At 64.2% G+C, this 19,203-nt stretch carries 29 protein-coding genes; 8 read left to right on the top strand and 21 right to left on the bottom strand.

Translation table 11 applies throughout. The annotated features are described in order from the left end of the window. Positions 1-202 precede the first annotated feature (202 nt). The 7 genes from AC1Q5P_RS02720 to AC1Q5P_RS02690 all read left to right on the top strand — a co-directional run bounded on the left by AC1Q5P_RS02720 (position 203) and on the right by AC1Q5P_RS02690 (position 7,966). Positions 203-3,055: a 2-oxoglutarate dehydrogenase E1 component gene (locus AC1Q5P_RS02720; protein WP_039337382.1), complete on the top strand. Its 2,853-nt coding sequence runs from the start codon at positions 203-205 to the stop codon at positions 3,053-3,055. Between the two features lie 28 nt (positions 3,056-3,083). Continuing rightward, positions 3,084-4,328: a 2-oxoglutarate dehydrogenase complex dihydrolipoyllysine-residue succinyltransferase gene (odhB, locus tag AC1Q5P_RS02715; protein ID WP_492518075.1), complete on the top strand. Its 1,245-nt coding sequence runs from the start codon at positions 3,084-3,086 to the stop codon at positions 4,326-4,328. An 80-nt stretch (positions 4,329-4,408) separates the two neighbouring features. After that, entirely contained in the window at positions 4,409-5,809 is a 1,401-nt protein-coding gene (gene lpdA, locus AC1Q5P_RS02710) for a dihydrolipoyl dehydrogenase (RefSeq protein WP_062343959.1), read from the top strand. 144 nt (positions 5,810-5,953) lie between these two features. Further along, positions 5,954-6,289: a DUF6481 family protein gene (locus AC1Q5P_RS02705; protein WP_039337378.1), complete on the top strand. Its 336-nt coding sequence runs from the start codon at positions 5,954-5,956 to the stop codon at positions 6,287-6,289. Positions 6,290-6,343: 54 nt separating this feature from the next. Then, on the top strand, positions 6,344-7,039 hold the full coding sequence (locus AC1Q5P_RS02700; protein WP_427466835.1) for a spermidine synthase: 696 nt from the start codon (positions 6,344-6,346) through the stop codon (positions 7,037-7,039). Between the two features lie 65 nt (positions 7,040-7,104). After that, on the top strand, positions 7,105-7,302 hold the full coding sequence (locus AC1Q5P_RS02695; protein ID WP_039337375.1) for a hypothetical protein: 198 nt from the start codon (positions 7,105-7,107) through the stop codon (positions 7,300-7,302). A 4-nt stretch (positions 7,303-7,306) separates the two neighbouring features. Continuing rightward, positions 7,307-7,966, top strand: coding sequence for a trimeric intracellular cation channel family protein (locus tag AC1Q5P_RS02690; RefSeq protein WP_492518074.1), 660 nt, complete (start codon positions 7,307-7,309; stop codon positions 7,964-7,966). Positions 7,967-8,015: 49 nt separating this feature from the next. Here AC1Q5P_RS02690 and AC1Q5P_RS02685 read toward each other — a convergent pair whose 3' ends face one another. The 8 genes from AC1Q5P_RS02685 to AC1Q5P_RS02650 form a co-directional block, all read right to left on the bottom strand. Further along, the gene (locus AC1Q5P_RS02685; RefSeq protein ID WP_193826950.1) at positions 8,016-9,017 is read right to left on the bottom strand and encodes an NADPH:quinone oxidoreductase family protein; all 1,002 of its coding nucleotides are present in this window, start codon (positions 9,015-9,017) and stop codon (positions 8,016-8,018) included. An 89-nt stretch (positions 9,018-9,106) separates the two neighbouring features. After that, entirely contained in the window at positions 9,107-9,715 is a 609-nt protein-coding gene (gene leuD / locus AC1Q5P_RS02680) for a 3-isopropylmalate dehydratase small subunit (RefSeq protein WP_039337370.1), read from the bottom strand. A gap of 90 nt (positions 9,716-9,805) precedes the next feature. Next, positions 9,806-9,967, bottom strand: coding sequence for an LPXTG cell wall anchor domain-containing protein (locus AC1Q5P_RS02675; RefSeq protein ID WP_156135865.1), 162 nt, complete (start codon positions 9,965-9,967; stop codon positions 9,806-9,808). A gap of 60 nt (positions 9,968-10,027) precedes the next feature. Further along, positions 10,028-10,525 (bottom strand): DNA-deoxyinosine glycosylase, encoded by a 498-nt coding sequence (locus tag AC1Q5P_RS02670; RefSeq protein WP_492518073.1) that lies wholly within the window; start codon positions 10,523-10,525, stop codon positions 10,028-10,030. Next, on the bottom strand, positions 10,522-11,604 hold the full coding sequence (locus AC1Q5P_RS02665; RefSeq protein ID WP_492518072.1) for a zinc ribbon domain-containing protein: 1,083 nt from the start codon (positions 11,602-11,604) through the stop codon (positions 10,522-10,524). The genes AC1Q5P_RS02670 and AC1Q5P_RS02665 overlap by 4 nt, the downstream gene beginning before the upstream one ends. A gap of 200 nt (positions 11,605-11,804) precedes the next feature. After that, a complete protein-coding gene (locus AC1Q5P_RS02660; protein WP_062780389.1) occupies positions 11,805-12,335 on the bottom strand; it encodes a hypothetical protein in 531 nt (176 codons plus the stop codon). An 8-nt stretch (positions 12,336-12,343) separates the two neighbouring features. Further along, positions 12,344-13,783 (bottom strand): 3-isopropylmalate dehydratase large subunit, encoded by a 1,440-nt coding sequence (gene leuC, locus AC1Q5P_RS02655; protein WP_492518071.1) that lies wholly within the window; start codon positions 13,781-13,783, stop codon positions 12,344-12,346. 109 nt (positions 13,784-13,892) lie between these two features. Next, positions 13,893-14,273, bottom strand: a complete 381-nt coding sequence (locus tag AC1Q5P_RS02650) for a hypothetical protein (RefSeq protein WP_039337361.1) — start codon at positions 14,271-14,273, stop codon at positions 13,893-13,895. 136 nt (positions 14,274-14,409) lie between these two features. Here AC1Q5P_RS02650 and AC1Q5P_RS02645 point away from each other — a divergent pair, with 136 nt between their 5' ends. Further along, entirely contained in the window at positions 14,410-14,925 is a 516-nt protein-coding gene (locus AC1Q5P_RS02645) for a sterol desaturase family protein (protein ID WP_492518070.1), read from the top strand. Positions 14,926-14,929: 4 nt separating this feature from the next. On the opposite strand, the gene AC1Q5P_RS02640 is transcribed toward AC1Q5P_RS02645, so the two are convergent. The 13 genes from AC1Q5P_RS02640 to pspB form a co-directional block, all read right to left on the bottom strand. Next, on the bottom strand, positions 14,930-15,319 hold the full coding sequence (locus AC1Q5P_RS02640; protein ID WP_039337357.1) for a hypothetical protein: 390 nt from the start codon (positions 15,317-15,319) through the stop codon (positions 14,930-14,932). A gap of 53 nt (positions 15,320-15,372) precedes the next feature. Then, positions 15,373-15,945, bottom strand: a complete 573-nt coding sequence (locus AC1Q5P_RS02635) for a hypothetical protein (RefSeq protein ID WP_492518069.1) — start codon at positions 15,943-15,945, stop codon at positions 15,373-15,375. Positions 15,946-16,019: 74 nt separating this feature from the next. Beyond that, positions 16,020-16,370 (bottom strand): YbaN family protein, encoded by a 351-nt coding sequence (locus AC1Q5P_RS02630; RefSeq protein ID WP_492518068.1) that lies wholly within the window; start codon positions 16,368-16,370, stop codon positions 16,020-16,022. Positions 16,371-16,386: 16 nt separating this feature from the next. Then, complete coding sequence (locus AC1Q5P_RS02625; protein ID WP_039337353.1) at positions 16,387-16,800, bottom strand: SufE family protein; 414 nt, start codon at positions 16,798-16,800, stop codon at positions 16,387-16,389. A 9-nt stretch (positions 16,801-16,809) separates the two neighbouring features. After that, positions 16,810-16,935 carry a hypothetical protein gene (locus AC1Q5P_RS02620; RefSeq protein WP_255527728.1) on the bottom strand — a complete coding sequence of 42 codons (126 nt, stop codon included), beginning with the start codon at positions 16,933-16,935 and terminating at the stop codon, positions 16,810-16,812. 39 nt (positions 16,936-16,974) lie between these two features. Next, positions 16,975-17,151 (bottom strand): hypothetical protein, encoded by a 177-nt coding sequence (locus AC1Q5P_RS02615; protein ID WP_196276787.1) that lies wholly within the window; start codon positions 17,149-17,151, stop codon positions 16,975-16,977. After that, the gene (locus AC1Q5P_RS02610) at positions 17,148-17,360 is read right to left on the bottom strand and encodes a hypothetical protein (RefSeq protein WP_039337351.1); all 213 of its coding nucleotides are present in this window, start codon (positions 17,358-17,360) and stop codon (positions 17,148-17,150) included. The genes AC1Q5P_RS02615 and AC1Q5P_RS02610 overlap by 4 nt, the downstream gene beginning before the upstream one ends. A 33-nt stretch (positions 17,361-17,393) precedes the next feature. Beyond that, positions 17,394-17,639 (bottom strand): hypothetical protein, encoded by a 246-nt coding sequence (locus tag AC1Q5P_RS02605; RefSeq protein ID WP_039337349.1) that lies wholly within the window; start codon positions 17,637-17,639, stop codon positions 17,394-17,396. Positions 17,640-17,650: 11 nt separating this feature from the next. Beyond that, positions 17,651-17,923, bottom strand: a complete 273-nt coding sequence (locus AC1Q5P_RS02600) for a hypothetical protein (RefSeq protein WP_039337347.1) — start codon at positions 17,921-17,923, stop codon at positions 17,651-17,653. Continuing rightward, a complete protein-coding gene (locus tag AC1Q5P_RS02595) occupies positions 17,920-18,222 on the bottom strand; it encodes a hypothetical protein (RefSeq protein ID WP_039337344.1) in 303 nt (100 codons plus the stop codon). The genes AC1Q5P_RS02600 and AC1Q5P_RS02595 overlap by 4 nt, the downstream gene beginning before the upstream one ends. Continuing rightward, positions 18,219-18,503, bottom strand: a complete 285-nt coding sequence (locus AC1Q5P_RS02590; protein WP_039337342.1) for a hypothetical protein — start codon at positions 18,501-18,503, stop codon at positions 18,219-18,221. The genes AC1Q5P_RS02595 and AC1Q5P_RS02590 overlap by 4 nt, the downstream gene beginning before the upstream one ends. Positions 18,504-18,533: 30 nt before the next feature. After that, entirely contained in the window at positions 18,534-18,908 is a 375-nt protein-coding gene (pspC, locus tag AC1Q5P_RS02585) for an envelope stress response membrane protein PspC (RefSeq protein WP_039337341.1), read from the bottom strand. After that, a complete protein-coding gene (gene pspB / locus AC1Q5P_RS02580) occupies positions 18,905-19,201 on the bottom strand; it encodes an envelope stress response membrane protein PspB (protein ID WP_039337340.1) in 297 nt (98 codons plus the stop codon). The genes pspC and pspB overlap by 4 nt, the downstream gene beginning before the upstream one ends. Between the last annotated feature and the right edge of the window lie 2 nt (positions 19,202-19,203).

The raw sequence follows: 19,203 nt of genomic DNA, 5'->3' as shown, positions 1-19,203 counted from the left end.
CCGGATAGGTTACCTTGCGTAAGGTGCCACCGGGCGGATGCTTGAAGATTTCAGGGTAGACACCGCAACGGAAGCGGCCTGCCTCAGTTATGGATTTTTGCGCAAGTCTTTCGAGGCGAGCGCCGGAAGGGTCGGTTCCACGGTCAGTGGAGCGGAAGAAGTCCGAAGCCCCCAACCTCCCCGGGGGGACCAGGAGTTGATGATGGGTTCTGAACTGCACGATTTCGACGTGGATCCGGCACAGGAAGGTCCGCAGCCCGGCCCTTCGTGGGCCAACAAGCGCTGGCCGATCACCGATGCCGCGGCGGGCGACGACCTGACCCAGGCGATGGACCCGATGGCGCTGAAACTCGTCATCGAGAAGTCGGCCAAGAAGGGCGGCGTAGCGCTGGACGAAGCGGCGCTGCAGCAGGCGGCGATGGATTCGATCCGCGCGATGACGCTGATCCGCACCTATCGCGTGCGCGGTCATCTGGCGGCAGACCTCGATCCCCTCGGCCTTGCTCGTCAGAAGCTCCCGGCCGACATCTCGCCCGAGTATCACGGCTTCACGGCCGCCGATGCCAAGCGCAAGATCTATCTCGGTGGCGTGCTGGGCCTCGAGTGGGCGACGCTTGAGGAACTCGTCGCGATCCTGCGTGCAAATTACTGCGGACATGTCGGCTTCGAATACATGCACATCGCCGACGTGGAAGAACGCAAGTTCATCCAGGACCGCATCGAGGGCGGCGACAAGTCGATCGACTTCACGCCTGCAGGCAAGAAGGCGATCCTCGCTGCCGTCGTACGTGGCGAGCAGTACGAGAAGTTCCTGGGCAAGAAGTACGTCGGCACGAAGCGTTTCGGCCTGGACGGCGGGGAATCGATGATCCCGGCGCTCGAAGCAGTGATCAAGTACGGCGGCCAGCTGGGCGTCAAGGAAATCGTCTACGGGATGGCCCACCGCGGCCGCCTCAACGTGCTCGCCAACGTGATGGCCAAGCCCTATCGCGTGATCTTCCACGAGTTCTCGGGCGGTTCGGCCAACCCGGAGGACGTCGGCGGTTCGGGCGACGTGAAGTACCACCTTGGCACCTCGACCGACCGCGAGTTTGACGGGACCAAGGTTCACATGAGCCTTGTGCCGAACCCCTCGCACCTTGAAACGGTCGATCCGATCGTGCTCGGCAAGGTGCGTGCGCAGCAGGTGTTCCGCGACGACATCGGCGACGATGTGGGGCCCAATGCCCGCCACAAGCAGGTGCTGCCCGTCCTGATCCATGGTGACGCAGCCTTTGCAGGTCAGGGCATCGTGTGGGAGTGCTTCGGCCTTTCGGGCGTGCGCGGCTACAATACAGGCGGCTGCATCCACTTCATAATCAACAACCAGATCGGCTTCACCACGAGCCCACAGTTCTCGCGCGGGTCCCCGTACCCGTCGGACGTGGCCAAGGGCGTGCAGGCTCCGATCCTGCACGTGAACGGCGACGATCCGGAAGCGGTGACCTTCGCCTGCAAGCTGGCAATCGACTACCGCCAGAAGTTCGGCCGCGACATCGTCGTCGACATGTGGTGCTATCGCCGCTTCGGCCACAACGAGGGTGACGAGCCTTCGTTCACGCAGCCGCTGATGTACGCGAAGATCCGCCAGCATCCGGGCGTGAGCGACATCTATGCCAAGCGCCTGGTCGCCGAAGGCGTGATCGACGCCAACTACAAGGGCGAGATCGAAAGCCACTTCGTGGCGACGCTCGAGACCGAGTTCGAGGCGGCCAAGGGCTACAAGGCCAACGAAGCCGACTGGTTCGGCGGACGCTGGTCGGGCCTGAACAAGCCGGCCGATCCTGTGACCGCGCGCCGCAACGTGGCAACCGGCATCGACCAGAAGCTGTTTGACAGCCTCGGCCGCACGCTGACGACCGTTCCTGAGGACCTCACGGTCCACAAGACGCTCTCACGCGTGATTGATGCAAAGCGCGAGATGTTCAGCTCGGGCCAAGGCTTCGACTGGGCGACTGGTGAGGCACTGGCATTCGGCAGCCTCGTTTCCGAGGGCTATGGCGTGCGCCTTTCGGGGCAGGACTGCGGCCGCGGGACTTTCAGCCAGCGCCACGCGGTGTGGGTGGACCAGAAGGACGAGCGCAAGTACGTTCCGCTGAAGACGCTGCCGCACGGCTCGTTCGAAGTGCTGGATTCGACGCTTTCGGAATATGGCGTGCTCGGCTTCGAGTATGGCTATGCCAGCGCCGACCCCAAGAGCCTCGTGCTGTGGGAAGCGCAGTTCGGCGACTTTGCCAACGGTGCGCAGATCGTGATTGACCAGTACATCGCCGCATCCGAAGCCAAGTGGCTGCGCGCCAACGGCCTCGTGATGCTGCTGCCGCACGGGTACGAAGGCCAGGGTCCGGAGCACTCGTCGGCGCGCATGGAGCGTTATCTGCAGCTTTGCGCCGAAGACAACATCCAGGTGTGCAACATCACCACGCCGGCCAACTATTTCCACGTGCTGCGCCGGCAGATGCACCGTCCGTTCCGCAAGCCGCTGATCATCATGACGCCCAAGAGCCTGCTGCGCCATCCGCTGGCAAAGTCGGTCGCTTCGGACTTCATCGGCGACGGGCACTTCATGCGCATCCTGTCGGACATCAACCCGGCAGCCGACAAGGACACCCGCAAGGTCATCCTGTGTTCGGGCAAGGTCGCCTATGACCTGATCGAAGCGCGCGACTCCGCCGGAATCACCGACACGCAGATCATCCGCCTCGAACAGCTCTATCCCTTCCCCGGCGAGCCGCTGGCCTTGCGCCTTTCGCGCATGACCAACCTCGAGGAAGTGGTGTGGTGCCAGGAAGAGCCGCGCAACAACGGTTCGTGGTTCTTCGTCGAGCCCATGATCGAGGACGCGCTCAAGGCTGCCAAGAGCAAGGTTGCCCGTGCCCGTTATGCAGGCCGTGCCGCAGCGGCATCGCCCGCCACGGGTCTCGCCAGCCGTCACGCCAGCGAGCAGGGCGCGCTGGTGGCCGATGCGCTGGGCCTTTCGGTTCGTGGCGAGATCCGCCGCCAAAAGAAGCACTGATTTTCCTTCTCCCCGAGGAACGTGAATTATGTCGATTGAAGTGAAGGTTCCGACGCTGGGTGAAAGCGTCAGCGAAGCAACCGTTGGCCAGTGGCTGAAGAAGCCGGGTGAAGCCGTGGCGCTGGACGAGCCGATCGTCAGCCTCGAGACCGACAAGGTCGCGGTCGAGGTTCCGGCTCCGGCGGCAGGCGTGCTTGGCGCGCTGGTGGCCAACGAGGGCGATACGGTGAACGTCGGCGCGCTGCTGGCGCTGATCGAGGACAGCGTGGCGGCTGCGGGCGCACAGGCCCCTGCCCCGCGCACCGAAGCGCCGGTTCCGCCCGCTTCGGCCTCGGAAGCGCCTGCTGCCCCGATCGCTGCTGCTGCGCCATCGGGCGATGCTGCTGCACTTTCGCCGGCAGTGCGCCGCGCGGTGCTGGAATACGGCATCGACCCCTCGACCGTGAAGGGCACCGGCAAGGACGGGCGCCTGACCAAGGAAGACGTGATGGCAGCGGCTGCGGCCAAGCAGGCCTCGCCCGCACCGGCCGTTTCGGCTCCTGCGGCAGCACCAGCGGCTGCAGTTTCCGGTGGTCGCAACGAAGAACGCGTCAAGATGACCCGCCTTCGCCAGACCATCGCCAAGCGCCTGAAGAGCGCGCAGGAAACCGCCGCCCTGCTGACCACGTTCAACGACGTGGACATGAGCGCGGTGATGGAAGCGCGCGCCAAGTACAAGGACGTGTTCGAGAAGAAGCACGGCGTGAAGCTCGGCCTCATGTCGTTCTTCGCCAAGGCCTCGGTGCTGGCGCTGAAGGACATCCCTTCGGTCAACGCACAGATCCAGGGCGATGAAATCGTCTACTTCGACTATGTCGACATCTCGGTCGCGGTTTCGGCTCCGAACGGGCTGGTCGTGCCGGTAGTGCGCGATGTCGACAAGATGAGCTTTGCGGACATCGAGAAGTCGATCGCCAACTACGGCAAGGCGGCGCGCGACGGCACGCTGACCATGGCCGACATGGCGGGCGGCACCTTCACCATCTCGAACGGCGGCGTGTTCGGCGGTCTGATGTCGACCCCGATCATCAACCCGCCGCAGTCGGCCGTGCTCGGCCTGCACCGCATCGAGGACCGCCCGGTCGTCCGCAACGGCGAGATCGTGGTGCGCCCGATGATGTACATCGCCCTGTCCTATGATCACCGCATCATCGACGGTCGCGAGGCGGTGACGGCGCTCAAGACGATCAAGGAAGCGATCGAGGATCCGACGCGGCTGCTGATCGATCTGTGATTGATGTTTCGCGACTGACTTGATTCTGACGCCGATCATGCTGAGCTTGTCGAAGCATGACCGCGCAACGGAGGCCGAAAATGGCTGAATACGATTACGACGTCCTTGTCATCGGTGGTGGCCCCGGCGGTTACGTCGCGGCGATCCGCGCGGCGCAGCTGGGGCTGAAGACCGCTTGCGCCGAAGGGCGCGAGACGCTGGGCGGCACCTGCCTCAACGTCGGCTGCATTCCGTCGAAGGCGCTGCTGCACGGGTCGGAGAAATTCGACGAGGCGAAGAACGGCACGTTCGCCAGCTATGGGATCAAGACCGGCGCTGTCGAGCTGGATCTGGATGCGATGCAGGCGCAGAAGGCGGATTCGGTCAAGGGCCTCACGGGCGGCATCGAGTTTCTGTTCAAGAAAAACAAGGTGACCTGGCTCAAGGGCTACGCCACGTTCGAGGACGCGCACAGCGTGACCGTGGCGGGCCAGAAGGTGACCGCGAAGAACATCGTGATCGCCACCGGTTCGAGCGTGACGCCACTGCCGGGCGTGACCGTTGACAACGACGCGGGCGTGATTGTCGACAGCACCGGTGCACTGGCGCTGAACCGCGTACCGAACCACATGGTGGTCATCGGTGGCGGCGTGATCGGGCTCGAGCTGGGTTCGGTGTGGCGCCGCCTTGGCGCGAAGGTCACGGTCGTCGAATTCCTCGACCAGCTGCTGCCCGGCATGGACGGCGACGTGCGCAAGGAAGCGGCCAAGATCTTCAAGAAGCAGGGCATGGACATCAAGCTCGGCACGAAGGTCACCGGCGTTGCAGTGGATGGTGGAAGGGCCACGCTGACTGTCGAGCCTGCAAAGGGTGGCGAGGCGGCAACCATCGAGGCCGACTGCGTGCTGGTGGCAATCGGGCGCCGTCCCAATGTCGATGGCCTCGGCCTCGACAAGATCGGGCTTGAGCTGAACGCGCGCGGCCAGATCGAGACCGACCACGACTTTGCCACCAAGGTTCCGGGCGTATGGGCGGTGGGCGACGTGATCCCCGGTCCGATGCTGGCGCACAAGGCCGAGGACGAAGGCATTGCCGTGGCCGAGAACATCGCCGGGCTCACGGGCATCGTGAACCACGACGTGATCCCGGGCGTGGTCTACACCATGCCGGAGTTCGCGGGCGTTGGGCTTACGGAAGAGGCTGCGAAGGAAAAAGGCGAGATAAAGGTCGGCAAGTTCCCGATGCTCGCAAACAGCCGTGCCAAGACCAACCACGAGCCGGACGGCTTCGTGAAGGTCATCTCGGACGCCAAGACGGACCGCGTTCTGGGCGTATGGTGCATTGCCTCGGTCGCCGGCACGATGATCGCGCAGGCCGCGCAGGCGATGGAGTTTGGTGCGACCAGCGAGGACATCGCCTATACCTGCCACGCGCACCCGACCCATTCGGAAGCGCTGAAGGAAGCGGCGATGGCCGTGACGGGCAAGCCGATCCACATGTGATCGCGCTCGGGTAATATTGATGAACGGGGCCGTCCTTCGGGGCGGCCCTTTTCGTTTGCCGGGAACGACTGCGGCGTTGCAGCGTGACATCCTTGGCCTGCGCTGCTAGCGGCCAAGCAAGAATTGAGAAAGCAGACGAATATCATGGCAGGATACAAGGAACCCGGTCTCGGCGACCGCCGTAACGCTTCGGCCGAGGCACGCGCCAAGGCTATCGAGGCGCTGAAGGCCAAGGCGAAGGCTCCGGTAGACCCGGCGGTGCTGGCCGAGAAGCTTGCCCGCGCCGAGGCCAAGGAGAAGGCCGAGGCCGAAAAGCGCGAGGCGGCCCGCCTGAAGCGCGAGGAAGAGAAGGCGGAAAAGGCGCGGATCGCGGCCGAGAAGGCCAACGTGCCGCCTCCACCGAGCAAGGAAGAGCTGGAAGCCGCGCAGAAGGCGGCCCGCGATGCCCGCTATGCCGCCCGCAAGGCGCGGAAGAAGTAGGCGTTGGACGCCACCCTCCCGGTTCAAGGAACCTCGCCTGTAGCCCCTCCCCCGATGTGGGAGCTCGAAGACGGTGACGAATTGATCGACACGTGTCGCGTGCCGGATGGCGCGCGGCTGCGGCTGGTGCGGAACGGCGAGGACTTCGTCATCCTGCTAGACCGTAACGAGCTGATGAGCACTGACGTTTGCGCTTCGGAAGTGCAACTGGCGGAAATGACCTGCGCACGGCTGGCAGGACGTTCAAACCTGCAGATGCTGATCGGCGGGTATGGCCTGGGCTTCACGCTGCGGGCGGCGCTGGAAGTGCTGGACGAGACGGCACACGTCACCGTGGCCGAGATCGTGCCCGAGATCGTGAAGTGGGCGCGCGGGCCGATGGCGGTGCTGACCGCCGGGTGCCTTGACGATAGCCGCGTGCAACTGGTCCATGACGACGTTGCCATGCTGATCGATGCAGCGCGCAACGCCTATGACACGATCCTGCTCGATGTCGACAATGGCCCCGAAGGGCTGACCCGGGCGCTCAACGGCTGGCTCTATTCGCCCGACGGGCTGCAGGCAGCTGCGCGGGCCTTGCGGCCGGGCGGAATTCTGGCAGTGTGGTCAGCATTTCAGGACCCGGCTTTCGTCGAGCTGCTGGAGCAAGCGGGCTTTACCGTCGACGTGGCCAGCGTCGATGCGGGCGAAGAACCGCGCGAAGGGCGCAAGCCGCTGCACCACGTGATCTTCTTCGCGACGAAAGCCTGAACCTTTTGTTTGTGCCCTGCGGCTGCTGACGGTAACCGCAGGGTTTGAATCGAAGGAGTGCCACGATGGCCATCAAGCTGACCCTGACCGAAGACGAGACCGAAATCCTGATCGATGCGCTCGAAGCCGATCTTGAGGGCTATGTCGAAGCGGCGAAGGAAGCGCGCGGCAACAACAACCGCGAGGACGTCAAGACCTTCACCGAAGCAGCCGAACGCATCCAGGCGCTGAAGGGCAAGCTGGAAGCGCTGCTGGGCAACTGAGCCCGTGCCCACCGCTCTGCCCACGGCAGACCTTTCTGCCCTCATTGGGCTGCTGGATCTCGTTGGCATCGCCGTGTTCGCGCTGACGGGAGCGCTGCTGGCGGCGCAGTTGCGACAGACGTTCGTGACGATGGCGTTCTTCGCGCTGGTGACGGGCGTGGGCGGCGGGTCTGTGCGCGATCTGCTGATCGGCGCGCCTGTCTTCTGGGTGCGCGATCCGTGGGTGGCGCCGGTGTGCCTTGGCGTGGCACTGGTGGCGTGGTTCACGCCGCATCGCTGGTGGGTGCAACCAGTCGGAAATTGGCCGGTTCTGGAATGGGCCGACGCGGCAGGGCTCGGCGCCTATGCGGTGCTGGGGACGGCGAAGGCGCTGGCGTTTGGCGTCGCGCCCGTGCCAGCGGTGCTGATGGGGGTGATTACCGGCTGCGTCGGCGGGATCATCCGCGACGTGCTGGCAGGCAGACCCTCCATCCTGATGCGGCCCGAGCTTTATGTGACGGCCGCGGCCCTGTCTGCAGGCATTTGCGCAGGGGGGGCAGTACTCGGGCTGGACAGAGGGATGGTCTGGCCGCTGGCCGCGCTGGCCGGGTTCGCATTGAGGGGGGCGGCGATCTGGTGGAAGCTGGGCTTGCCGGTCTATTCCTCGGGCGAGCGCGAGGGCTGAGCAGGCCCAGCCCCAACCCCTCCCGCATGCGGGAGGGGAGAAACAAATGTCAGCCGATCATTTCGACGACGACCTTGCCCATGGCCTGGCGGTTTTCGAGGAGGGCGATGGCTTCGCGCCCCTGATCGAGCGTGTAGCGCTGCGAGACGCGGGGGTTGATCTTGCCCGCCTTGAGCAGCGCGAAGAGTTCCTCGACCTCCGCCTTGAAGGCGGCGGGTTCGCGGGCCGTCCACGCCCCCCAGAAAACGCCACAGACGTCGCAGGACTTCAGCAGCGTCAGGTTCAGCGGGAGCCTGGCGATGCCGGCGGGGAAACCAACGACGAGGAAACGGCCTTCCCAGGCAATCGCGCGCAGGGCCGGTTCGGAATAGTCGCCGCCGACGATATCGTAGACGATATCCGCGCCGTCGGGGCCGCAGGCTGCCTTGAATTGCTCGGCCAGTGCCTTGGATTGGGCCTTGTCGAAGGGCGGACGGCCATAGATCACGACGTCGTCTGCGCCTGCATCGCGCGCGACCTGTGCCTTCTCCTCGCTGGAAACGGCGGCGATCACGCGGGCGCCGAAGGCCTTGGCGAGTTCGACTGCCGAAAGTCCGACACCGCCCGCAGCGCCGAGCACGAGAACCGTATCGCCAGCCTTGATGTGTCCGCGATCCTTGAGGCCATGGATCGTGGTGCCGTAAGTCATCAGCAGAGATGCCCCGGTGGCGTAGTCGACGCCATCGGGCAGCGGGAACAGTCGCGCGACCGGAGCAACGACCTTTTCGGCAAGGCCACCGTTACCGATCATCGCGATGACGCGATCGCCGACGTTCCAGCCAGTGACGCCCTCGCCCAGTGCCTCGATCTCACCGGCCAGTTCGCTGCCGGGCGCATAGGGACGCTCGGGCCTGAACTGGTAGAGATCGCGGATCATCAGCGTGTCGGGGAAATTGATCGAGCAGGCGTGGACCCGCACCAGCACTTCGCCCTTGCCCGGCACGGGATCGGGCAATTCGTCCATGACCAGCGTTTCAGGGCCGCCCGCGGCGTGGGTGCGCAGAGCCTTCATTCAACTTCTCCCAATAGTTGCGGATTCGATCCGCTCCGCATCAGGGAAGCAAGTTTTGCGCGGCTTGGGAAGCCCTGTTAAGCGTACGATTAAGCTGCCGCTACGGCATCGGTGCCGCGTGCCAGGAAGGGCAGGCTGTCGCGCATCTTCGCCTCGTGCGTGGAGATAGCGTCCCCACGCGCCATCGTCAGGCCAACTTCGTCCAGGCCATTAAGCAGGCAGTGCTTGCGGAACGGGTCGATCTCGAAGGTAAAGCGGTCCTGGAAAGGGGTCGTCACGGTCTGGGTTTCGAGATCGATCGAGACGGGATCGGTCTGCGCGACTTCCATCAGACGGTCGATCGCTTCCTGCGGCAGGACGACGGTGAGAATGCCGTTCTTGAAGGCGTTGCCCGAAAAGATGTCGGAGAACGAAGGTGCGATCACGGCCTTGATGCCCATGTCACCCAAGGCCCAGGCGGCGTGTTCACGGCTGGAGCCGCAGCCGAAGTTGTCGCCAGCGATCAGGATCGGCGAGCCGGAAAATTCCGCGCTGTCGAAGATGTTGTCAGGATCTGCGCGCAAGGCCTCGAACGCACCCTTGCCGAGACCCTGACGGGTGATCGTCTTGAGCCACTTGGCAGGGATGATCACGTCGGTATCGACGTTCTTGCGGCCGAACGGGATGGCCCGTCCTTCGATCTGCTTCACCGGTTCCATGACCGTCGCTATAGCTTGCGCGATAGGTGATGCAATGCCCGTTTTGGGGGAGCTTTGGCGCAAGATTATTGCGTGACGGACATTCCGAAATCAGTCGGTCTCGGGTGCGTCGGCGGGCGGGGCCTTGGGTTCGGTCTTTTCGGCCCGTTCCTTGCGGCGCGACGCATAGAGCAAGGCGGCGGCCAGTGCTGCCGAGCCGATCGCCGCGCCCGCCATGGCTGCCTTGCCGGTCCAGTCCGTCTTCTTGGTCACGCTTGAGAACTCCTTGAAACGTGACGCCAAGATTGGCCGGGCGTTCTGCGATTGCAAGGCTCATGCGAGGAATTTCCGCAGCTTCGTCCACTCGCCAAGCTTTGCCTCGAAGGTGAGCGAGGCATGGGCCGGGCTGCTGGAAGGCAGGCGCAGGAGCGCGAATGCCCCGGCCCCGACCAGTTGCGGCGTGCCGACGCTGGCGGACTTGGCACCGTTGAAGGCGATGCATCGCAGATGCGGGAGCGAGGCGGCTAGAGCGGCCAGCGCATTGGGCGCGACATCGCGAATGGCGGTATCGGGGCTGCCCGAACGCGTGGCCGACCCGATCGAATCCCACAGGCCGATGCGATGTGCGAGCAGGGTTTCGAGGCGGCTTTCATAGTCCTGCGCGACAAGATCGACGTCGATCACCGCTCCGACCAACCGCCAGAACTGGTTGCGCGGGTTGGCATAGTAGCGCGCGGCGGCGAGGCTGGCTTCACCCGGGAGACTTCCAAGGATAAGCACCCGCGTGTGTGGATCGGCAACGGGCGCGAAGGACGACTTGCGGTCGGTCACGCGGGCGCTGGAGTGAGGTCGTTCCTGGCCACCTCATCCTTCGCAGGCGTGCCGCACGTCATGCAGAAGCGGAAGAAGGCCATCTTGCGGGTGTTGCAGCTGTGGCAGTGGTCGAACAGGGTCATGCCACAGTGAACGCAGAAGTTGGCTTCGGCATCGCCGGTGGTCGAAATCGGGCGATCACAGCCGGGGCAGACCTTCGCGGCCATCTTCTTGAAGGCCTCGTCATGGCTGACGCGGGCGCGGCGCTCCTTCTCGGCTTGCGCCTCGACTTCCTGCCGGTGTGCAAGATAGGCGCGCATGTTCTTGATCAGGAAGTGACCCGCCGCGAAGGTCAGGACGATGCCCACGGCGTAACGGATGTAGCCGCCGTAGCTGGGCAGGTAGGGCACGAGTTCCACGAAGAACACGAAGACTGCAGCGAGGACGAAGCCGCGCATCAGTGGCCAGTGATCGCTCTTGCGCTTTTTCACCACCATCCACGCGGCGACCGCCAGCATCGGCAGGGTGATGAGCAGCCGCAGGCCGAAGACCCGCAGTTCCTGCCAGAACATCGCGCGCTCCTGCGCCGGAATGGCGTCGGAGATCAGCTGGTTTTCGCGCAGCCGCAGCGTGCTTTCGCGCTGGTCAAGCGGGGCGCGCTCATTCTCGAGATTGGCGATTGCCTGCTGGATGCTGCGTTCGTTGGCCTTGAGCTGCTCAAGTTCGCGGGTGCGGGCGAGGACTTCAGGGTCCTGCGCCGGATTGGTCGTGGCGGTACGGGCGGCGATCCAGGCCTTGAACGTCTCGTTCGCGGTGCCCGAGGCACGCTGCGCCTGTTCGAGCTGGAGGCGCTGTATCTCGAGCTTGTCGTCGATGGCGGTCTTGCTGTCGCCAATCCTGCGGATCTCGTCGCGCACTTCGCGAATGGCCGGGGTGTCATCAGCGGGCGCGGTGTAGACCTGGCTTTCGACCATCGGCAGGTCGCCGATGACGAGGTTGCCAAAGCCGATGATGAAGCCGGCGAAGACGATGGAAACGGCCCAAAGCACGCCGCGATAGACGCGTTCGGGCACGCGCACGCCCTTGATCATGTCCATGGATCACCCCTCCTTGGTTTGGAGGGAGGCTAAGCTTCGAGCGGGGCGATGTAAATTGGGCGCAGGATTGCGTTACAACACGATGTCATGCTGAACTTGTTTCAGCATCCATCTTTCGGCAACCACGGTCCGTTCGTGGGGAGAGATGGACCCTGAAACAAGTTCAGGGTGACGGGCTCATGATTGGGGCGATGGCGTGGTTACTTCTGGACCAGCGGGCTCACCGGGTCGCGCCCTGCTTCCCATTGCTGCCACTTGTCGCCGAGGCCGGTGTGGTCGAGAGCGCCTTCGCGCATGGCGGCGGCGGCCTGGGCAGCGGGGAGCGGCGGGAGCGGGCCGTTATCGCCGAGCATGAGTTCGTCACCCAGCAAGCGGAAGTCCTGCGGGCCGGGACGGAAGGCCTGCACGACGGTCATCACGCTGCCGCCGTACTGGACGACGTCTATCACCAGGGCATCGACTTCGCCCGTGGGCGTGTCGACCTTGACCTGCCGGGCAATGGCGCAATCGGGCCACTGGGCTGCACCGCCACCGATGAAGGCCCGGGCGGCAGCGTCCTGATCCTTGGGGCTGGCGCCGTCGAAGGTCTGAAGCTGGCGGCTGCCATCGGCGCGCATGCACAGCGATTGCGGCTGGTAATGGCCGCCGGGCGGCAGGTCCGACGCCGTCCAGAACGCGTGGGCCATGAGGAACCCGGCGAGCTGGAGCGCGGCTGTCGGAAGGCCTGCCACGGGCTGCGTCAGCCGATCAGCTTGCGCACGTCGGTCAACCGGCCGGTGACGGCAGCGGCAGCGGCCATCGCGGGGCTGACAAGGTGCGTGCGGGAGCCAGGGCCCTGGCGGCCGACGAAGTTGCGGTTCGAGGTCGAGGCGCAGCGTTCGCCTGCTGGCACCTTGTCCGGGTTCATGCCGAGACAGGCCGAACAGCCCGGTTCACGCCATTCGAAGCCGGCTTCGGTGAAGATGCGATCAAGCCCTTCGTCCTCGGCCTGCTTCTTGACGAGGCCGGAACCGGGGACGACGATCGCCCACTTGACGTTGTCGGCCTTCTTGCGACCTTTCAGGATCGCGGCGGCGGCACGCATGTCCTCGATGCGGCTGTTGGTGCATGAGCCGATGAAGATGTTCTGCACCTCGACGTCTTCCATGCGCTGGCCCGGGGTCAGTCCCATGTAGGCGAGGCTGGCCTTGGCGGCTTCCTGCTTGGATGGATCGGCGAAGCTTTCCGGCGCCGGGACGAGGCCGCTGATCGGCAGGACGTCTTCCGGGCTGGTGCCCCAGGTAACCGAAGGGGCAATGTCCTTGGCGTCGATCACCACGACCTTGTCGTAAGTGGCGCCGGGGTCGGTCGCGAGGCTCTTCCACCAGGCGACGGCCTTGTCCCAATCCTCACCCTTCGGCGCATAAGGCCGGCCCTTGAGGTAGGCGAAGGTCTTTTCATCGGGCGCGCACAGGCCGGCACGGGCGCCGTGCTCGATCGCCATGTTGGAGATGGTCAGGCGGCCTTCGATGGAAAGGTCGCGGATGACCTGGCCCGTGTATTCGATGACCGAACCGGTGCCGCCAGCCGCACCCAGCACGCCGGTGATGTGCAGGACAACATCCTTGGCAGTAACGCCGGGCATCAGCGTGCCTTCGACGCGGACTTCCATCGACTTCGACTGCTTGAGCAACAGGGTTTGCGTGGCGAGCACATGCTCGACCTCGCTGGTGCCGATGCCGAAGGCCAGCGCGCCGAGGCCGCCGTGGCAGGCGGTATGGCTGTCACCGCAGACAATGGTGGCGCCGGGGAGCGAGAAGCCCTGCTCCGGCCCGACGACGTGGACGATGCCCTGTTCCGCATCAGCATCGCCGATGTAGCGGATGCCGAAAGCGGGTGCGTTGCGCTCGAGCGCTTCGAGCTGCTGCGCGCTTTTCGGATCGGCAATGGGCACGCGCTGGCCATCGGCGGTGCGGCGCGCGGTGGTGGGCAGGTTATGGTCAGGCACGGCGAGCGTAAGATCGGGGCGGCGCACCTTGCGGCCTGCCGCGCGCAGGGCCTCGAACGCCTGCGGGCTCGTCACTTCGTGGACGAGGTGGCGGTCGATGTAGATGAGCGCGGTGCCATCGTCGCGCTGTTCGACAACGTGGGCGTCCCAGATCTTCTGGTAGAGCGTGCGGGGTGCTGCGGTGTTCGACATGGTGCAAGCGGTTAGGCCCGCCCTTCCCGCAATTCAAGCAGGAAAGGGCGGGCCAAGAGGCGCGTCGGCGTAATTTTGTTACGCCTTCTGGGCATTATCCGCCACTCGATCAGCCCCGGCGACCATCACGGTCCCATTTTTCGGCACGCAGGCGCTGGTTGATCGTCGCCACGCGGCGATCGAGTTCGCGGTATTCGCGGATCGAGAGGCCACGATTGGCGGAATTGTTATAGGCAACCTTGAGATTGCGGGCATCGCGGCGCAAGCCTTCTGCTTCGCGCGGGGAAATCGTCCGGTTGACCTGAGCGCGGTAGATGCGGTTGTCGAGCTGGTATATCTCTCGACGGATTTCGGCATTGCGCGCAGGGGTCAGGTAGGCCGCTTCGGCGCGGTTGTTGCCGGGATAGCGGTCACCGCCATGAGCCAGAGCCGGAGTGGCAACGCCCGCGACGAGGCTGGAAAGGACTACGGCGAGAACGGTCTTGCGCATGGGAAAAGCTCCTCATTGGTCTGTGAGGACAAACTGCCCGCCAGCGCCTGAACACCAGAAAAACGAGCCGTCGCGACTTTCGGGCAAAGTGTAAGAATGTGTCGCGGGCGCGCCGAAGCGAGTGTATGGGAGCGCCATGCAGACGCTTGTTGCCATTCTGATCATCGTTGCCACCGTGCTGGTCATGGAATTCGTGGCGTGGTCCAGCCACAAGTACGTGATGCACGGGTTCGGCTGGGGCTGGCATCGCGATCACCATGAACCGCACAATGGGTTTTTCGAGAAGAACGATCTTTATGCGGTGGTCGGTGCCGCCATCTCGATCAGCTTCTTCATGATCGGCAGCCCGCTGGTGATGGGCACCGAGGCCTGGTGGCCGGCGACGTTCATCGGCCTTGGCGTGATGGCCTATGGCGCGATCTACACGCTGGTGCATGATGGGCTGGTTCACCAGCGCTGGTTCCGATGGGTTCCGAAGAAAGGCTATGCCAAGCGGCTGGTGCAGGCCCACAAGCTGCACCACGCAACCATGGGCAAGGAAGGCGGAGTAAGCTTCGGCTTCATCTTCGCGCGCGATCCACAGGTGCTGAAAAAGGAACTGCGGGCGCAGCGCGAGCAGGGGATTGCGGTGCTGAGGGAAGCGGTGGATTGAGGCGCTAGCTAGCCCAAATAAATCGTACCAGCGCCATTGAGAACGCAAACAGGTAAGCATAGCCAAAGCGGTCAAGCCGGACGAGCAACTGGCCACGCTTGTTTCGAGCCCTGCCGAGCATCGCCATGATGGCAGCGATCACTAGCGGTGTGACCACTAGATTGATTGTGCGGAAAGCGGGATTCCGGATTGCCGACGCCGGAAACAGAAACAGGCTGATTGCGCCAGCAATCAATCCCCAGAGTGTGTAGCCGACCATCGAGTAAACAGGCGTGCGGGGTTCGCGCACGGGATCGGCCAATGACCGGATGCCGAACTCTGCAAGTAGCTCGGCAAGCACCTGCACGATAATCTCGCCAAAAAACTGCAAAAAGATTTCGAAGAAAAACTCCATGGTACAGTCGAATACTTCAATCACGATATCTCGCAAAGCCTTGTGGTTATAAATTAGGCCAGCCTGATCTCGTTCAGCACACCCTTGGCCAGGTTGCGGAAGCGCAGGGCGTCGGAGACGGAGATGGCCTGATCGTGCGCGGCGGCGTTGCGAAGCGCGCGCATGTCCTCGATCATGCCAACGGTGCGCGCGGGAAGGACGCCGCGCTTCTGCAGGGTTCGGCCCGCCTCTGACACATCGGGGGTGGCAAGGGCATGCTCGATGGCGAGCGATTGCAGCGCGTCCTCTACCCCCGCCCAGGAATCGAGCACGGCCGCTCCGGGCGAGAGATCGAGCAGCTTGAGGAAGCGGGCGTGATCGCCGGTCAGGGCGATCTCGGGGCCGTCAGGCTCGGGCGGCGCGGGGCTGGCTTCGGATTCGAGGCGGTCCAGCCGCTGTGCGAAACGGGCAGACTTGTCGCCCCAGCTCAGTTCGTCGAGACGGGCTAGCAGCGCCAGCAGGGGGCGGCGGAAAATCAGGGCGATGACCAGCGCCGAGACTGGCCATGCCAAGGCAGCGAGCACCGAGGCGGTCCAGTCAAGCCAACCGATGTCAGTTCCAGCCGGGCCGACAGTCAGGGAAATCATCGTTCACATCCAATCCGTTCGAGTCCACCACAACTCTATCGGATTTGGAACAAAAGTGGAACAGGTGGCAGGGACTATTCCGCGCGTGTCCAGATCCAGGTGCCGGTCACACCCATGACCGCAGCCGGGATCAGGACCCAAGGCCACCCTGCGGTCACCCCGGTCAGCACCACCCCTGCGCCCATCGCGATCAGCGCGCCCGTCTTGGCCTTGCGCGAGATCGCGCGGCGCTCCCGCCATTGACGCAAGGGCGGGCCATATCGCGGGTGGTTTAGCAGGCGCTGCTCCCACGCGGGATTCGAGCGGGCAAAGCAGAAGGTGGCAAGGAGCAGGAAGGGGACTGTTGGCAGGATCGGAAGGAATGCCCCGACCGCGCCCAAGGCCACGCTGATCACGCCGCCAGCGAGATAGAGGTGGCGGCGCAAGTTCCCTGCCCTGCCGTCAGGCCGTGGCGGCGATGCGCGCGGCGTGCTCGCGAACCAGCGCGATCATGTTGGGTACGCCCTGGGTGCGGTTGGACGAGAGCTGCCTTTTCAGATCGAAGGGCGCGAGTTCCTCGGCAATATCCGTCGCGGCGACGTCTGCCGCGGGCTTGTCCTGCACAGCAGCGAGAACAAGCGCGACGATGCCCTTGGTGATTGCGGCGTTGCTATCGGCAAGAAAGTGGAGCTTCCCGCCCTCACCCTGCGTGGGGTAGACCCAGACGCTGGCCGAGCAGCCGCGCACCAGCGTGGCGTCGGTCTTGAGGGCATCGGGCATGTCCTCAAGCTCGCGCCCCAGCTCGATCAGGAGCCGATAGCGCTCGTCGCCATCGAGGAATTCGTACTCTTCGAGAATGTCTTCAAGGCTGCGCATGGGCACGCATTAGCGGGCGCGGCGGGGAGCGTCCATGGCCTGATTGGGCAGGCGGGCGATCCAGCCACGAACCCTCGTCATCCCGGCGAAGGCCGGGATCCATGACGCTCCGATCGGTCCCACTTGAGAAGTCATGGGGCCCGGCCTTCGCCGGGGTGACGAGGGTCTGCGATGTCAGCCCGAAAGGCCGCCCGGACGCGTGAGCGCGTACCAGATGACGTAGATCCACGAGAGCACGCCGTGGACCAGCGCCCAGACGATGGACTTGTGCAGACTCCACGAAATGGTGATGGCAATCGCCGAGCCGAGGCCGATGCCGGCCTTGGCTGCACCTTCCGTGTGACGGCTCACAGGTCGACGCCCGAGGCAATGGCTTCGAGCTTGCGCAGGCGCTCGCGCATGTCGGCAAGTTCGATGAGGCTTCCTGCGTCGCCCGTATCGGCGCGTTCGAGTTCCATGCGCTTGAGGGCGAGCCAGCCGTCCCAGCCGCGAAGGGCGGCCAGGGCGACCATGGCAAGCCCTGTGAGGCCGGAGAGGGAAAGGACGAGATCCGGGGTCATGTCAGCAACTCCCTTATAATTACCTTTCGCAAATCAACGGTCGCGCAGGGATTCGATCTCGCGCGACAGGCGGCGGGTTTCACCCTCGTCGGTAGCGATGCGTTCGAGGACTTCGAGCCGCTTGCGCAAGTCCGAGACTTCGCGTTCGAGGCTGGCGGTGTAAGCGGGATCGAACGGCGGTTGCTGCATGCTGCCGGCACGATAGCGATCCCGGTTGGTGCGGATGATGACGAAGGCGATGATCGCGATGATCGCGACGATGGTTGATCCGGGGCCCACTTGTTGCGTCCTCAGTTGACCTTGACTTCGCGCAGGTTCTCGATCTGCAGCGCGAGGTCGGAATTGTTTTCGGTGGCGATGCGTTCGAGCACGCGGACGCGCTGTTCAAGGCGTTCGGCCTGGGCAGCGTACTGTGCGGCTTTCTCGGCCGTCTGCTTCGAGAGCAGTTCTAGTTCGCGTTCCCGGAAAGCGAGGCGACGCTTGTAGATGTCGGCCCCGACGCCGAGCACGATCGGCACGACGATGACCATGAACACCAGCACCATGATGACGTCTTCGTTCATTGCGCTTTCTCCTGAGCAGGGCGCAGTGCCTCGATCTGGCGGGAGACGTCGAAGCCGCTGTCGGTGACGATGGCTTCGACGTTGGCAAGGCGCTGGTGCGTCTTGTCCAGTTGGTCGCGCAGGAAGGCGTTCTCCTCGCGCAGCTTGGCGTAGGCTTCCTGATCGGCGCGATCGGTCTTGCCGCCCCATTCGTCCTCAAGGGCATAGCCGTGGCGTGCGCGGATCCAGTTGTTGATCACCCAGCCGCCAGTGGAGATGGCGATGATCGCCAGGACGAATTCGGGACCACCCCAGTTCATTGCGCCCTCCGGTCTTCCAGTGCGGCGCTGTCGCGGCGGAGCGCCTCGATCTGCGCGGCGGTGTCGAAGCCCTTGTCGGTGACGATGCGTTCCAGAACGCGGACGCGTTCTTCGAGTTCGCGGGTGTGCTGGGCGTATTGGGCCGCCTTTTCGGCGCTCAGTTCGGCCGTCGCATTGATCTGCATCTCCGCAATCTTGGTGCGGTGCTTGGTCCAGATCGCGACGATCGGGATCATCAGAGCCGCGATTGGGATCAGCGGCCCCAGTGTGTCAGGTCCCATGGTTCAGTCCCCCTCAGGACGGTTGTGTTCTCAGCGCAGCTTCTCGATTTCGGCCGAGAGGCGCGGGTTCGAATTGACGTAGAAGCTCTCGACGTCGGCCAGGCGGCGGTCGATGTCGCGGAATTCGGCGCGGACTTCGCGGGCGGTGCGGGCGGGCGACTGGCGGACACGTTGCCAGAACTGCTGCTCCTGACGATCGCCGTAGAGGTTTGCCGGCTTCTTGTTGGCAAGGAAGCCCAAGGCAAAGTAGACCAGGAAGGGCCAGCCCATCGAACATGCCAGGATCAGGAAGCCGAGGCGGACCCAGAGCACGTCGACCCCGGTGTAATCGGCAACTCCGGCGCAGACGCCCATGAACTTGCCATTGACCTTGTCGCGATAAAAGCGGGTGCGGGGGCTGTTCACTTCGAGGTCCTTCCCTGTTCGGCGAAAAGGCGATCCAGTTCGCGCAGTTTCTGATTGTCGGTTTCGCGGTCGTGCACGATGCGTGCAGGTCTGAATTCGGGATTGTCGGCAGCGACGAGGCGCTCGACAGTATCCATGCGTTCATCGAGGCGGCGGGCGAGTTGGTAGAGCTCTTCCAGCAGCGCCTCATCGCCATTGGTCAGCGTGGCGGCAGTTTTCCATTTGGTGATGTAGTGGAAAATGATCCACGGCAGACCAAGGAAAATGGCAGCAATTGCAACGACGTCTTCCATGG

It is taken from the genome of Novosphingobium sp. GW835-FHT14H07 (assembly GCF_058793515.1).
Note: the sequence above shows the minus strand (reverse complement) of the source record. Positions and strands in the feature narration are given on the sequence as shown.